This window comes from Bradyrhizobium sp. S3.2.6, from assembly GCF_040546885.1.
GTDB lineage: Bacteria > Pseudomonadota > Alphaproteobacteria > Rhizobiales > Xanthobacteraceae > Bradyrhizobium > Bradyrhizobium cytisi.
In genome coordinates this window covers 859,253-871,577 of record NZ_JBEPOS010000001.1, presented here as the reverse complement: position 1 = coordinate 871,577, position 12,325 = coordinate 859,253, and the positions used below count along the sequence as shown (strand labels likewise).

At 63.7% G+C, this 12,325-nt stretch carries 14 protein-coding genes; 8 read left to right on the top strand and 6 right to left on the bottom strand.

From position 1 onward, the window contains the following. Positions 1-34: 34 nt before the first annotated feature. Genes ABID58_RS04050 through ABID58_RS04035 form a run of 4 tightly spaced genes read right to left on the bottom strand, consistent with a single transcriptional unit; the run spans position 35 to position 3,613 of the window. Complete coding sequence (locus tag ABID58_RS04050) at positions 35-823, bottom strand: ABC transporter ATP-binding protein (RefSeq protein ID WP_148755913.1); 789 nt, start codon at positions 821-823, stop codon at positions 35-37. A gap of 3 nt (positions 824-826) precedes the next feature. Beyond that, complete coding sequence (locus ABID58_RS04045; protein WP_354031608.1) at positions 827-1,585, bottom strand: ABC transporter ATP-binding protein; 759 nt, start codon at positions 1,583-1,585, stop codon at positions 827-829. After that, the gene (locus ABID58_RS04040; protein WP_354031607.1) at positions 1,582-2,733 is read right to left on the bottom strand and encodes a branched-chain amino acid ABC transporter permease; all 1,152 of its coding nucleotides are present in this window, start codon (positions 2,731-2,733) and stop codon (positions 1,582-1,584) included. The genes ABID58_RS04045 and ABID58_RS04040 overlap by 4 nt, the downstream gene beginning before the upstream one ends. A gap of 4 nt (positions 2,734-2,737) precedes the next feature. Further along, positions 2,738-3,613: a branched-chain amino acid ABC transporter permease gene (locus tag ABID58_RS04035; protein WP_148755916.1), complete on the bottom strand. Its 876-nt coding sequence runs from the start codon at positions 3,611-3,613 to the stop codon at positions 2,738-2,740. Between the two features lie 274 nt (positions 3,614-3,887). Here ABID58_RS04035 and ABID58_RS04030 point away from each other — a divergent pair, with 274 nt between their 5' ends. From ABID58_RS04030 to ABID58_RS04000, 7 genes are all read left to right on the top strand, one after another. Continuing rightward, positions 3,888-4,637, top strand: a complete 750-nt coding sequence (locus ABID58_RS04030) for an ABC transporter ATP-binding protein (RefSeq protein WP_354031678.1) — start codon at positions 3,888-3,890, stop codon at positions 4,635-4,637. Then, complete coding sequence (locus tag ABID58_RS04025; protein ID WP_354031606.1) at positions 4,634-6,160, top strand: permease; 1,527 nt, start codon at positions 4,634-4,636, stop codon at positions 6,158-6,160. The genes ABID58_RS04030 and ABID58_RS04025 overlap by 4 nt, the downstream gene beginning before the upstream one ends. Positions 6,161-6,225: 65 nt before the next feature. Further along, positions 6,226-6,480 carry an AbrB/MazE/SpoVT family DNA-binding domain-containing protein gene (locus tag ABID58_RS04020; RefSeq protein WP_354031605.1) on the top strand — a complete coding sequence of 85 codons (255 nt, stop codon included), beginning with the start codon at positions 6,226-6,228 and terminating at the stop codon, positions 6,478-6,480. Next, positions 6,477-6,881 (top strand): type II toxin-antitoxin system VapC family toxin, encoded by a 405-nt coding sequence (locus ABID58_RS04015; RefSeq protein WP_354031604.1) that lies wholly within the window; start codon positions 6,477-6,479, stop codon positions 6,879-6,881. Before ABID58_RS04020 ends, ABID58_RS04015 begins: the two co-directional genes overlap by 4 nt. A 59-nt stretch (positions 6,882-6,940) precedes the next feature. Continuing rightward, positions 6,941-7,756, top strand: coding sequence for an MBL fold metallo-hydrolase (locus ABID58_RS04010; RefSeq protein WP_354031603.1), 816 nt, complete (start codon positions 6,941-6,943; stop codon positions 7,754-7,756). Positions 7,757-7,822: 66 nt separating this feature from the next. Next, positions 7,823-8,344, top strand: coding sequence for a hypothetical protein (locus tag ABID58_RS04005; RefSeq protein ID WP_354031602.1), 522 nt, complete (start codon positions 7,823-7,825; stop codon positions 8,342-8,344). 246 nt (positions 8,345-8,590) lie between these two features. After that, entirely contained in the window at positions 8,591-9,643 is a 1,053-nt protein-coding gene (locus ABID58_RS04000; protein WP_354031601.1) for an amidohydrolase family protein, read from the top strand. 74 nt (positions 9,644-9,717) lie between these two features. On the opposite strand, the gene ABID58_RS03995 is transcribed toward ABID58_RS04000, so the two are convergent. Next, on the bottom strand, positions 9,718-10,173 hold the full coding sequence (locus ABID58_RS03995) for a cupin domain-containing protein (protein ID WP_354031600.1): 456 nt from the start codon (positions 10,171-10,173) through the stop codon (positions 9,718-9,720). A 236-nt stretch (positions 10,174-10,409) separates the two neighbouring features. Here ABID58_RS03995 and ABID58_RS03990 point away from each other — a divergent pair, with 236 nt between their 5' ends. Beyond that, the gene (locus ABID58_RS03990) at positions 10,410-10,964 is read left to right on the top strand and encodes a hypothetical protein (RefSeq protein ID WP_354031599.1); all 555 of its coding nucleotides are present in this window, start codon (positions 10,410-10,412) and stop codon (positions 10,962-10,964) included. Positions 10,965-10,974: 10 nt separating this feature from the next. On the opposite strand, the gene ABID58_RS03985 is transcribed toward ABID58_RS03990, so the two are convergent. Next, positions 10,975-12,231 (bottom strand): aminopeptidase, encoded by a 1,257-nt coding sequence (locus tag ABID58_RS03985; RefSeq protein ID WP_148755924.1) that lies wholly within the window; start codon positions 12,229-12,231, stop codon positions 10,975-10,977. Between the last annotated feature and the right edge of the window lie 94 nt (positions 12,232-12,325).

Below are 12,325 nucleotides of genomic sequence, written 5' to 3'. Positions count from 1 at the left end.
TGTCGCCTTAACGCAAACGCTTCATCGCCAAGTATCATCGCCAGGTCTTCTTCTTTTTCCAGCGCCGCTCGCCTCGTGCGCCGGCTTCCTTGGCGCCAAGGTAGAATTCCTGGATGTCCTGGGAATGCATCAAGCGGTCGCAACTGTCGTTCATCACGACGCGCCCGATCTCCAGCACGTAACCATAGTGCGCCGTCTCCAGCGCCACGCGCGCATTCTGCTCGACCAGCAGGATCGACATGCCCTGCTCCTCGTTGACGCGGCGGATGATGGTGAAGATCTCCCTCACCAGGATCGGCGACAGGCCGAGCGACGGCTCGTCGAGCAGCAACAGCGTCGGCCGGTTCATCAGCGCGCGGCCGATCGCGAGCATCTGCTGCTCGCCGCCCGAGAGCTGGCCGGCCGGCTGGTTGATGCGCTCCTTAAGCCGTGGGAAGTATCCGTAGACCCGCTCGAGATCCTCGGCGACGCCGTCGCTATCCCGGCGCGGATAGGCGCCCATCATCAAATTCTCGCGCACCGAGAGGAACGGGAACACCTCGCGCCCTTCCGGCACATGACTGAGGCCGAGGCGAACGATGCGATCGGCCTCCATGCGCTGGATTGGCTTGCCCATGAACTCGATCGAGCCCTTTTGCGGATCGAGAATGCCCGAGATGGTCTTCAGCACCGTGGTCTTGCCGGCACCGTTGGCGCCCAGCAGCGTGACGATGCGTCCGCGCGGCACTTCGAGCGAGATGCCGCGGATCGCCATGATCGGCCCGTAATAGCTCTCGATGTTGGAGAGCTTCAGGATGATGTCGGGTGCCGGGGTCGCATCCATGCATCAGGCTCCCAGATACGCGGCGACGACATCGGGGTGCTGCTGAACTTCAATGGGCGAGCCCATCGCCAGCACGCGGCCGTAGTTCAGCGCGATGACGCGGTCCGAGACGCGGTTGACCAGCGACATGTCGTGCTCGACCATCAGCACGGTCACGCCGAGCTCGCTTTTCATGTCGCGGATCCAGAACGACATGTCGTCGGTCTCCTCGAGGTTGAGGCCGGAGGACGGCTCGTCGAGCAGGATCAGCTTCGGCTCCGAGCAGAGCGCGCGCGCGAGCTCGATCACCTTGCGCACGCCGTAGGGCAGGCCCGAGATCAATTTGTCACGATACGGCTCGAGATCGAGGAACTCGATGACCTGCTCGACCCGGCGGCGGTGCACCTTCTCGTTGGCACGCACGCTCGGCAGGAACAGCAATTCCTGCCAGAGCTGCGTGGTGGAATGGCGGTGGCGCCCGACCAGAAGGTTGGACAGCACCGTCGCATTCTCGAACAGCTCGATGTTCTGGAAGGTGCGCGCGATGCCGAGTCTTGCGATATCGTAAGGCGGCTCTTCCGTGATGTCGTGGTCCTCGAAGAAGATGCGGCCCGAGGTCGGCCGGTAGATGCGCGAGATCAGATTGAAGATCGAGCTCTTGCCCGCACCGTTTGGTCCGATGATCGAGAGGATCTCGCCCTTCTCGACCGCAAACGAGACCGCATCGACGGCCTTGAGGCCTCCGAAATGCAGCGACAGGTTCTCGGCGCGGAAATAGCTCATCGGTTGCGCTCCGACTTCACGTAAATCTTCTGCCGCTTGAAGGTGGCGCGCTTGTAGAGCGGGAACAGCTGGAAAAAGAGCTTGATCTTGAGCCAGCGGCCGTAGATGCCGAGCGGCTCGAACAGCACGAACAGCATGATAATGATGCCGTAGATCGCGCCCTTCAGCCCGTTCAGCGAGGCAAAGGCCGCGACCTTGGACTGGACATTCGCCACGGTCGCCGTGCCCGCGCCGAACATCGCGGCGATACCGGCGATGATGCCGGGCATGTCGTCCTTGAGGTAGGTCAGGAACGGATCGAGCATCACGATGAAGATCGCGCCCAGCACGGCGCCGTGCAGGCTGAAGGTACCGCCGATCAGGATCACGATGATGAACTCGATCGAGAGCTGCAGCGTGAACATCTCCGGCGAGATGAAGGAGAGCTTGTGCGCGAACAGCACCCCGGCAAAGCCGGTAATCGCCGCCGAGATAGCAAAGGATTTGACTTTGTAGAGCGCGACGTTGACGCCCATGCTGCGCGCCGCGGTCTCTGAGTCCCGGATCGCGACGAAGGCGCGCCCCGTCGGCGAGCGCAGCAGATTGAGCGTGCCGACGATGGTCAGCACCAGCACCGCGAGGCAGAGGAAATAGAAGGTCGGACTGTCGCGCGAGACCGTCGCGCCGAGCAGCGACAGCGCCTTGACCCGCATGCCCTCATTGCCGTTGGTGACGCTCTCCCAGCGCGCCAGAATCTCCTCGACGATGAAAGCGAAGGAGATCGTGGCGATGACGAGATAGATGCCCTGCAGTCGCAGCGCCGGAAAGCCGACCAGCGCGCCGATACAGCCGGTCAGGACGCCTGCGGCGAGGAAGTAGACTGGAAACGGCACATTATATTTCTGGAGGTAAGCGGCCGTGTAGGCGCCGATCGCGAGGAACGCTGCATGCCCGAGCGAGGCCTGCCCGGTAAAGCCGGTCAGGATCATCAGCGCCACGCCGACGGTCGCATAGATGCAGACGAACACGAGCTGGCTCATCAGATAGCTGGAGAGCACGTAAGGCGCGATCAGCAGCACGGCGAGCAAGAGGCCATAGGAGACCACGTAGCCGGAATGCGGGAAGAGCTTGATGTCGTCCTCATAGTCGGTCTTGAACAGGAAGCGCATGCGCTCAGACCTTCTTGCGGGCGTGAAGGCCGAACAGGCCTTCGGGCTTCAGCAGCAGCACGGCCAGCAGCACGATGTAGGGCGCGACGTCCTTCCAGCCCTCCGCCAGATAGAAGCCGGCCATGCTCTCGATCACGCCGATCAGCACGCCACCGACGACGGCGCCGGGGATCGAGCCGAAGCCGCCGAGCACCGCGGCCGGAAACGCCTTCAGCCCGAGCACGAGGCCGACATTGGAGTGGATGAAGGTGATCGGCGCCAGCAGCACGCCGGCGCAGGTCGCCACCGCCGCGCTGATCGCCCAGACGATCGAGACCACGCGCTTGACCGGAATGCCCATGTAGTACGCCGCCAGCATGTTCTCGGAGCTTGCGCGCATCGCGGTGCCGAGCGTGGTCTTGTTGAAGAACAGCCAGAGCAGCGCGCACAGGATGATCGTCGCTGCGATCACCGAGAGCTTGTCATGGGCGAGCACCAGCGAGCCGATGCGCAGTACGCCCTGGCTGAACGGCGTCTCGATCTTGAAATCGTCGGTGCCCCAGATCATCCCGGCGACCGAGCGCAGGAAGTAGCCGAGGCCGATGGTAGCCATGATGATGGAGAATTGCGGATAGCCGAGGATCGGCCGCACCACGATCCGCTCCGCCAGCATGCCGAACAGCGCCATTGCGGCCACCGCACCGGCGAAGCCGATCCAGTAGTTCAGGCCCATCATGCCGATGAAGGTGAAGGCGAAGAAGCCGCCCAGCATCATCAGATCGCCCTGGGCGAAATTGACGACCTCGGTGGCCTTGTAGACGAGCACGAACCCTAGTGCGATCAGGCCGTAGACACAGCCGAGCGCAACACCGCTGACCAGCTGCTGAACGAAATCCAGCATCGCCGCGTCCTCCCGATGCAACCAGCGGTTCTTGACGACCGCCTTGCCGCATCTTGTGTCCAGCCGCTGCGCAGTCGTTTCGCCGCGTCAGCCGCCATTTGTCCCGGCGCCAATTCAGCCTGAACCGCCAAGCCCTGTCAACAAACGGTGACTTGCCCTTAGTCCAAGCCTTGGTCCAAGGCGGATGCCGGATTTTGCGGCAGCGCGATTCACCGTGCCGAAACATCTTCGGGTCATGGTCGCGACCGATGCAAAACCGGATGGTGTGGCCGTCATGAAGCCGGACAGCTCGGCACTCGAAGTCTTGGGGTTAACGAAGCGTTTTGACCGTTTGGCGGTCGATAGCCTCGATCTCACCATCCATGCCGGCGAATTCTATGCGCTGGTCGGCCCCAACGGCGCCGGCAAGACCACCACTTTGCGCATGGTTGCAGGCCTGCTGCGGCCCGATGACGGCGGCGTTTCGATCTTCGGCATCGATGCGCTTCAAAATCCCGTCGCGGCCAAGCAGGTGATGGCCTGGGTCTCCGACGAGCCCATGATCTATGACAAGCTCACCCCGCTCGAATATCTCGAATTCGTCGCCGGCCTCTGGGGCATCGCGCCGTCCGTTTCGAAACCAGTCGCCGAGGAGCTCCTGAACTCGCTCGGGCTCGAACCGCACCGGCACGAACGCTGCGAGGGATTTTCCAAGGGCATGCGCCAGAAGGTGGCGCTTGCCGGTGCGCTGGTGCACGATCCCCGCCTCATCATTCTCGACGAGCCGCTGACCGGGCTGGATGCCGTCTCCGCCCGCCATGTGAAGGGCCTGTTGAGCGAGCGCGTCCGTGCCGGCTGCACCATCATCATGACCACGCATATTCTGGAGGTCGCCGAGCGCATGGCCGACCGCATCGGCGTGATCGCGGCGGGCCGCTTGGTCGCCGAGGGCACGCTCACCGAATTGCGCCAGCAGAACGGCCATGCCGACACCAGCCTCGAAGATCTCTTCATCGCACTGGTGACGCTGCAGGAAGCCGCATGAGCTCGGCGACCGCTCTTTCGTGGTTTGCCCGTCACGAGCTTCGGCTCGCCTGGCGCGAATGGTTCGCCATGATGACGGGTGGCCGGCGCAGGCGCGCCCGTGCCGCTGTGATCGGCCTGCTGTTCTTCGCCGCACTGCTGCACGTGCCAGCCTGGGCCGTGATCGGCCGCTTCGCCAATTTGCAACTGCCGCTCGACAAATCCTCGCTGATCGTGATCTCGGCCACGATCTTTCTGGCCTGGACCTTGATGCTGTCGCAAGCGATCGAATCGGTGACGCGGGTGTTCTATGCCCGCGCCGATCTCGACCTCATCATGTCCTCACCGGCGACACTGGCCAATCTGTTCTCGGTGCGCATCGCCGCGATCGCGCTCACCGTCACGGCAATGGCGCTGTTGTTCTCGACGCCGTTCATCGACGTGCTGGTGATCGGCGGCGGGCCGCGCTGGCTCGCGGCCTTCGGCGTGGTCGTCGCGATGGGCCTGTCGTCGGCGGCGGTCGCGATCGCCGTCACCATCCTGCTGTTTCGCCTGATCGGCCCGGCGCGCACGCGCTTCGTGGCCCAGATCCTGGCTGCGATCATCGGCGCGGGCTTCGTCATCGCGCTGCAGGTCGCGGCGATCATCTCCTACGGCACGCTGTCGCGCTTCACCATCCTGACGTCGGGCACGCTCGCCGCCCACGCGCCCGACGTCGACAGCATCTGGTGGTGGCCGGCGCGGGCGACCATGGGCGACGGCGAGGCGCTGCTGCTCCTCCTCGCACTCGGGCTGGTGCTGCTCGGATGCGTGATGGCGGTCTTCTCGGGTCGCTTCGCCGACACCGCGATCGACGCTGCCGCCTATGGCACATCCAGCCGTAAGCGCGCGAAGGAACGTCCGTTCCGCGGCGGATCCCGCCAGCAGGCGCTGCGACGCAAGGAGTTCGTGCTGCTCTGGCGCGATCCCTGGCTGATCTCGCAGACCCTGATGCAGCTGCTCTATCTGGTGCCGCCGGCGCTGCTGCTGTGGCGCAGCTTTGCCGACAGCTCAGCGGCGCTGACGCTCATCTCGCCCGTCATCGTGATGGCCGCGGGTCAGCTTGCCGGCGGGCTCGCCTGGCTGACGATCTCCGGCGAGGACGCGCCCGATCTGGTCGCGACCGCGCCGCTGACGCCCACAAGCGTCATCCGCGCCAAGATCGAAGTGGTGCTGATCGCGATCGCCGTCATCTTCAGCCCGCTGGTGGCGGCGCTGGTTTTCGCCTCGCCGTTCCAGGCTGCGATCACGGCCGCCACGATCATCATCAGTGCGGCCTCCGCCACCGCGATCCAGCTCTGGTTCCGGATCCAGGCCCGGCGCAGCCAGTTCCGCCGCCGCCAGACGTCTTCGCGGCTTGCGACCTTCGCCGAGGCCTTCTCCTCGATCGGCTGGGCCGCCACCGCCGCGCTGCTGCTCACGCTGCCGACCGCCGGCATCGTCAGCGGACTGATCACCGCGGGCCTGGTGGCGATGACCTGGAGGTTCAGCCCAAGGCGGGAGTGAGGGACGCCCCTTGAAAGTAAGGATGAATTGCCTTACTTGTTGATCTCAAGGATTGAGGGATTCCCATGAGCACGCTCACCGTCACGGCAAAGGGGCAGGTTACGCTGCGGAAAGACCTCCTGGACCACCTCGGTGTGCATCCCGGCGACAAGATCTCGATTGAAAAGCTCCCCGGAGGACGAGTTGAGGTGAAGGCAGCTCGGCCCACCGGAAAGATTTCGGACGCCTTCGGCTTCCTGAAAGGAAAAACGAACGGTCGATCGCTGTCTATCGAGGAGATGAACGAGATCATTGCTGACGGCTGGGCCGGCAAGAGATGAAGATAACACCCGACACCAACGTCCTGGTACGGGTTCTGGTCGGGGATAATGCCGAACAGAGCAAGGCCGCCGAAGCCCTTCTCAAGAAAGCAGACGTAGTGGCCATCTCGATCTCCGCATTGTGCGAATTGGTCTGGGTCCTCTCGCGAGGCTACAAAACCTCCGCTGTGAATATCGCGGCTTCGATCCGGCACTTGATCAATGCCTCCAATGCGGTCGTGGACCGGCCGACAGCCGAAGCAGGATTGGCGCTCCTCGATGCCGGGGGCGATTTCGCAGATGGCGTCATCGCCCACGAAGGCAACTGGCTTGGAGCCGATACTTTCATGTCCTTCGACAAGAAGGCCGTGAAACTGATTGAGGCAAGCGGTGGATTGGCGCGGCTGGCCGGCACCACATGACGCGAGGATAATTCGTAGGTACACTCAGCAGATCGTCGATGAACGGCGGGCGGTTCTGCATGTTTCGGCCATGGCTGACGGCTTTTGCGTTTCTCGGCTGGCTGGCTACACCTGCCCTCGCCCAGCAGCCACCTCAACGCAGCGAGTGCCTGGCGATGGCGAATGCCGCGCCCCGCGCCACGCCGGTCGCCTTCCGGCAGGCAGCCGCCGCGGCCGAGGTCGAGATCACCTATGCCGGCCACTCCACCTATTTCATCGACACGCCGGGCGGGGTGCGCATCGCGACCGATTATAGCGGCGCCTATCAGGTCGGCCGGCTGCCCGATGTCGTCACCATGAACCGGGCCCACAGCACCCACTATTCGCTCAATCCCGACAAGCGCATTCCCCACGTGCTGCATGGCTGGGGCGAGGACGGCAAGCCCGCGGTTGTTTCGGAACGCATCGGCGATACTTTCATCCGCAATGTCACCACCGACATCCGCCGCTATTTCGGCGACGATTCCGGCACCGATATGATCCGCGACGGCAACTCGATCTTCATCTTCGAGGTCGCGGGCCTCTGCATCGGCCATCTCGGCCATTTGCACCACAAGCTCGACGACAGCCATTTCGCCCAGATCGGGCGGCTCGACATCGTGATGGTGCCGATCGACGGTACCTACACCATGTCGCTCGACGGCGTCTCGGAGATCACCAAGCGTTTGCGCGCCTCCGTGGTACTGCCGATGCACCGCTTCGCCACCCCGCTCGACGAGTTCATGCGCCTGATCGGGCGACAGTTCGAGATCGACCGCCGCACCGAGCGTTCGTTGCGGATATCGCGGGATACTCTGCCGACGACGCCGACGGTGATCATCCTCGACGGGGTCTGACGCCGCAATTTTCTCCAAGCCGGCTGTGGTGCGTTAGTGCTGATCTCCTTGCAACAGGAGATCGACATGGCCGACTTTGCGAGATTTTTGCACGCGGACGGACCCAACCCCGAGCACGCGGCGGCGCTTCAGCTCTATGGCCGCTTCGTCGGTGATTGGGATGCCGAGATCACCGCCCACGGCGCAGACGGAACGAAACACATCGCACCCGGCGAGATCCATTTTGGCTGGGTGCTGGAGGGCCGCGCCATCCAGGACGTCTGGATCATTCCCCGCCCCGCGGGCGCGCCGGCCTTCCCGGTCGCCGGCAATTGGTACGGCACGACGCTGCGGGTCTACGATCCCTCCATTTCCGCTTGGCGGATTTCCTGGTTCGATCCGGGCCGGAGCGTGTTCCGCCAACAGATCGGCCGCCCGCACGGTGAGGACATTGTGCAGGAAGGCACGACCGAAGCCGGCGACCTGACGCGCTGGAGTTTTACCGAGATCACCGTTGATTCCTTCCACTGGCTCGGTGAGGTCAAGCCTGCCACCGCTGCCGATTGGAGGCTGGTGGTCGACGTAAGGGCGACGCGGCGGGAGGACTAAGGCCGGATCGATTTTCGCATCGATGAAGCCTCGAACTCGCCGCACAGCGCCGGGTGAGCGACTATCTGGGGGACTGGCCCACTCTGGAGAGACCCTCTCCGCAGCCCTCTCCCGCAAGCGAACCGCAAGCGGGAGAGGGAGCGCACCTCCTCCGCCGCTGCCATGGTGCTCTGAGCAACACGCGCTGCTGCGTGACGAGATCAGGTGCTAGGCTCCCGCCATAAAAAACAGAGGGAGCGAACGTCGATGGCTGCAAGCGGTCTGCCTGCCAACACCAGCGGGCTATTCGTCGAGCCGCGCGAGGACTGGCTCGCGCTATATCAGGAGGAGATCATTGATCCCTCGCGGCCGATCGTCGATCCGCATCATCATCTCTGGAATCGCGGCCATCGCTATCTGATCGAGGAGATGGCCGCCGACATCGCCTCCGGCCACAACATCATCGCCACCGTCTATGTCGACTGCCGCTCGATGTATCGCGCGCATGGGCCCGAGGCGTTTCGGCCCGTGGGCGAAGTCGAGTTCGCCAACGGCGTCGCCGCGATGAGCGCGAGCGGTGGTTACGGCAAGGCCGCGATCTGCGCCGGCATCGTCAGCCACGTGAATCTGCTGCTCGGCGATGCGGCCAAGCCCGTGCTGGAGGCGGAGATCGCCGCCGGCAATGGCCGCTTCCGCGGCATCCGGCATTCATCCGCCTGGGACGAGGACCCCGTTGTCGCCGGCATGTATGCGAACCGGCCGAAGGGACTGTTGCAGGACCCGACTTTCCGCAAGGGATTTGCCTGCCTTGCGCGCCTGAACCTCAGCTTCGATGCCTGGCTGTTTCATCCGCAGATCGGCGAGTTGACCGAGCTGGCGCGCGCCTTTCCGAACACCAAAATCGTGCTCGACCATTGCGGCGGGCCGGCCGGGGTCGGCCGCTTTGCGGGACGACGCGAGGAGGTGTTTCCGCAGTGGCGCGCCTCGATCCAGGAGATCGCGAAATGCGAGAACGTGGTGGTGAAGCTCGGCGGGCTCGCGATGTGCCTGCTCGGTTACGACTTCCATCTGCGCGCCAAACCGCCGTCATCCGAGGAACTCGCCGCGGCGTGGAAGCCTTATGTCGAAACCTGCATCGAGGCATTCGGGCCGAAGCGCGCGATGTTCGAAAGCAATTTCCCGCCGGACAAGGGCCAGTGCAGCTATCAGGTGATCTTCAACGCGTTCAAGCGCATCGCGGCACCCCTGAGCGAAGCGGAGAAGACGGCGCTGTTCTCGCAGACCGCGACCGACGTCTACCGGCTCGAACTGCCGTCATGACGCGAAAGAGGGGCCGGGATGTTGGTCCCGCCCCCTCTTCCGTCGTGGCCGCTGGGAAGCGTCCTTGAATGAGATTAGCCGGCGCCCATCAGTGTCGCGGGACGGCGCTCGCCGGGCGAGAGGAACATGCGCTTCAGCTTGTTGACGGCGCGGATCATGAAGCCGATCACGGCCGGATTGGTCTTGCGGCAGAAGGCGATCTTCTTGACGTGGCCTTCGACATGCCATTTGGCATGCGCGCCATCGCGGAAGAAGACGACGTCGCCGACGCCGTAGCGCTTCGGCGGCATGCCGTCGCTTTCGAGCACGATCGAGCCTTCCAGGATCATGATCGTCTCGTCGAAATCATAGTACCAGTTGAAACGGCCTTCGGTGCAGGACCAGATGATGGTCGAGGAGGTGCCGTCGGAGCTGGTCGACAGGATGTGCGAGCGCGAGACCGGGTTGCCCTCGATGATCCAGGCCGGCTCGATCGGCCGCAGCTCCAGATCCACATTGCAACTACCGATTTCAATCAATGCCCGCGACATCTGCTTCCCCTGGAGGTAGAATATGATTAACCGGGTTTAAATCCCGGCTTGTTTCGAATGACCTCGGGACGCTAGTAGCCAGTTTTTAATTCTTCCTTACGCAGGCCCCGATAATCAGCCGCAAGTTGCAGATGCGAAGCGGTTAACGTCGAGATTTCCGTGCAAATTCGTGCACATGAACCCATCTTTCCCGGGGTGCGACAAATTGCGCGAAGCGACTTGGAAGGAGCCCATCGATGCCCCTGACCCCAGAGGTTCTGACTGCCCAAGGCGAGGTCGTCGCCTGGCTTGGCAGCCTCGATGTCTCGTTCGCGACGGACGAGGAGCCCTGGTTCACGATCGACGGCGTCGAAAGCCCCCGGCAGATCGGCAGTGACGGCTCAGGCGGCGCCTTCATACTGCTGCCGCCGCAGAATGTACTCTACGTCTCATCGGAAGGACGCGCGGGCGTTATCGCAGACAGTTTCGACGCGTTCATCCAACTCGTCGTCGCCCGCCCCTATTGGCTCGACATCCTCAAATTCTCCGCCGGCGGCGATCTCCAGGAAATGCGGCGTGCCGCGGACGCGCTGGAGGCGACACTCGACGACGAGGACGACGTCAACGAGGCGAGAGAGGAGATCCGCTCCGCGCTCGACCTGCCGGAGGCGAGCGATCCGGTCGGCGCACTCTACGAGGCCGTCGCGGCTTCCGACGCCATCGTGCGGGCCACCGACGGGAGCCCGTTCACGACGCTGTTCAACCGCTTCAGCATCGACAGCAACCCGATGCTGCGCAACGCGGCAGCGTGAGCGGAAAGCCCTACTTCGCCCACTCGCCCTTGCGGAACACCGGGACCTTGCTGCCGTCGGCCAGAATGCCGTCGATGTCGGTCTCGGCCGAGCCGATCATCCAGTCGATATGGATCAGGCTCTGGTTGCCACCTTGCGCGGCGATCTGCTGCGGGGTGAGCTGCGCGCCGTTGACGAAGCACTTCGAGTAGCACTGGCCGAGCGCGATGTGGGACGCAGCGTTCTCGTCGAACAGCGTGTTGTAGAACAACAGCCCGCTCTGCGAGATCGGCGAGGAATGCGGCACCAGCGCCACTTCGCCGAGCCGGCGTGCGCCCTCGTCGGTGTCGAGCACCTTGTTCAGCACCTCCGCGCCGCGCGAAGCCTTGGCGTCGACGATCCTGCCGTCCTCGAAGCGCACCGCGATGTTGTCGATCAGCGTGCCCTGGTAAGACAGCGGCTTCGAGCTCACGACATGGCCATAGACCCGCCGGCAATGCGGCGTGGTGAAGACCTCTTCGGTCGGAATGTTGGCATTGCAGCTGATGCCGTTCTTGGAGAGCGAGGCACCGCCCTCCCATTCATGGCCATCAGCCAGGCCGATGGTGAGGTCGGTGCCCGGCCCTGAATATTGCAGTGCGCGGAAGCGCTGGCCGTTGAGCCAGTTGGTGCGCTCGCGCAGCACCGCATTATGACTCGCCCAATTGGCCGTAGCGTCCTCGCGATCGACGCGGGACGCCGCGAAGATCGCGTCCGCGAGCTTGCCGACCGCGACCTCTTCGGGATCGTTCGGGAAGACCTGCTTCGCCCAGGACGGGCTCGGATAGGCGATGATGTTCCAGTTGGTGTCGAAATTGACGATCTTTTCCAGCGCCGGCTGATACGCCATGGAATTGGCCTTGCTGGCGCGCGCGACCTTGGAAGCATCTTCGCCCGACAGCAGCATCGGATTGTCGCCGACAATGGCGAGACGCGCAGTGTTGTTCGAGAACGCCTTCGCCATGCCCTCGTAGAGCCAGTTGGCGGCGCGATCAAAGCTGTTGTCGTGGCCGTGGCGATAGCGCGCCAGCGTCATCTCTTCGTCGGAGAGGATCGGCGTCACGATGCCGGCGCCGGCCTTGTAGGCGTGCGCAGCGATGCGGCGAACCAGCGGCAGCGCGATCGCCGGCGCCGTCAAGAGAAGGTCTTGTCCCGGCCGCAAGCCCAGTCCCACCTTCACCGCCACCTCGGCCAGCCGGTCGAGTTTCACGGGGTCGATGGAAGTCACGGAATCGCGTTGATCGGTCATGCCGGGTCCCCTGTCGGAATCTCTCGTTCAATCTAAGTCTAGCATCTCAAGACACAAGTGTGCGAGCGTCTTGCGAGACGTGAAGATACGGAGT

Excerpts from the sequence above, each read along its gene's own strand:
- ABID58_RS03995 (WP_354031600.1), bottom strand. The coding sequence starts at position 10,173 with ATGTCGCGGGCATTGATTGAAATCGGTAGTTGCAATGTGGATCTGGAG.
- ABID58_RS04040 (WP_354031607.1), bottom strand. The coding sequence starts at position 2,733 with ATGCGCTTCCTGTTCAAGACCGACTATGAGGACGACATCAAGCTCTTC.
- ABID58_RS04000 (WP_354031601.1), top strand. The coding sequence starts at position 8,591 with ATGGCTGCAAGCGGTCTGCCTGCCAACACCAGCGGGCTATTCGTCGAG.
- ABID58_RS04030 (WP_354031678.1), top strand. The coding sequence starts at position 3,888 with ATGAAGCCGGACAGCTCGGCACTCGAAGTCTTGGGGTTAACGAAGCGT.
- ABID58_RS04045 (WP_354031608.1), bottom strand. The coding sequence starts at position 1,585 with ATGAGCTATTTCCGCGCCGAGAACCTGTCGCTGCATTTCGGAGGCCTC.
- ABID58_RS04010 (WP_354031603.1), top strand. The coding sequence starts at position 6,941 with ATGTTTCGGCCATGGCTGACGGCTTTTGCGTTTCTCGGCTGGCTGGCT.
- ABID58_RS04025 (WP_354031606.1), top strand. The coding sequence starts at position 4,634 with ATGAGCTCGGCGACCGCTCTTTCGTGGTTTGCCCGTCACGAGCTTCGG.
- ABID58_RS04005 (WP_354031602.1), top strand. The coding sequence starts at position 7,823 with ATGGCCGACTTTGCGAGATTTTTGCACGCGGACGGACCCAACCCCGAG.
- ABID58_RS03985 (WP_148755924.1), bottom strand. The coding sequence starts at position 12,231 with ATGACCGATCAACGCGATTCCGTGACTTCCATCGACCCCGTGAAACTC.
- ABID58_RS04020 (WP_354031605.1), top strand. The coding sequence starts at position 6,226 with ATGAGCACGCTCACCGTCACGGCAAAGGGGCAGGTTACGCTGCGGAAA.
- ABID58_RS04050 (WP_148755913.1), bottom strand. The coding sequence starts at position 823 with ATGGATGCGACCCCGGCACCCGACATCATCCTGAAGCTCTCCAACATC.
- ABID58_RS04035 (WP_148755916.1), bottom strand. The coding sequence starts at position 3,613 with ATGCTGGATTTCGTTCAGCAGCTGGTCAGCGGTGTTGCGCTCGGCTGT.
- ABID58_RS04015 (WP_354031604.1), top strand. The coding sequence starts at position 6,477 with ATGAAGATAACACCCGACACCAACGTCCTGGTACGGGTTCTGGTCGGG.
- ABID58_RS03990 (WP_354031599.1), top strand. The coding sequence starts at position 10,410 with ATGCCCCTGACCCCAGAGGTTCTGACTGCCCAAGGCGAGGTCGTCGCC.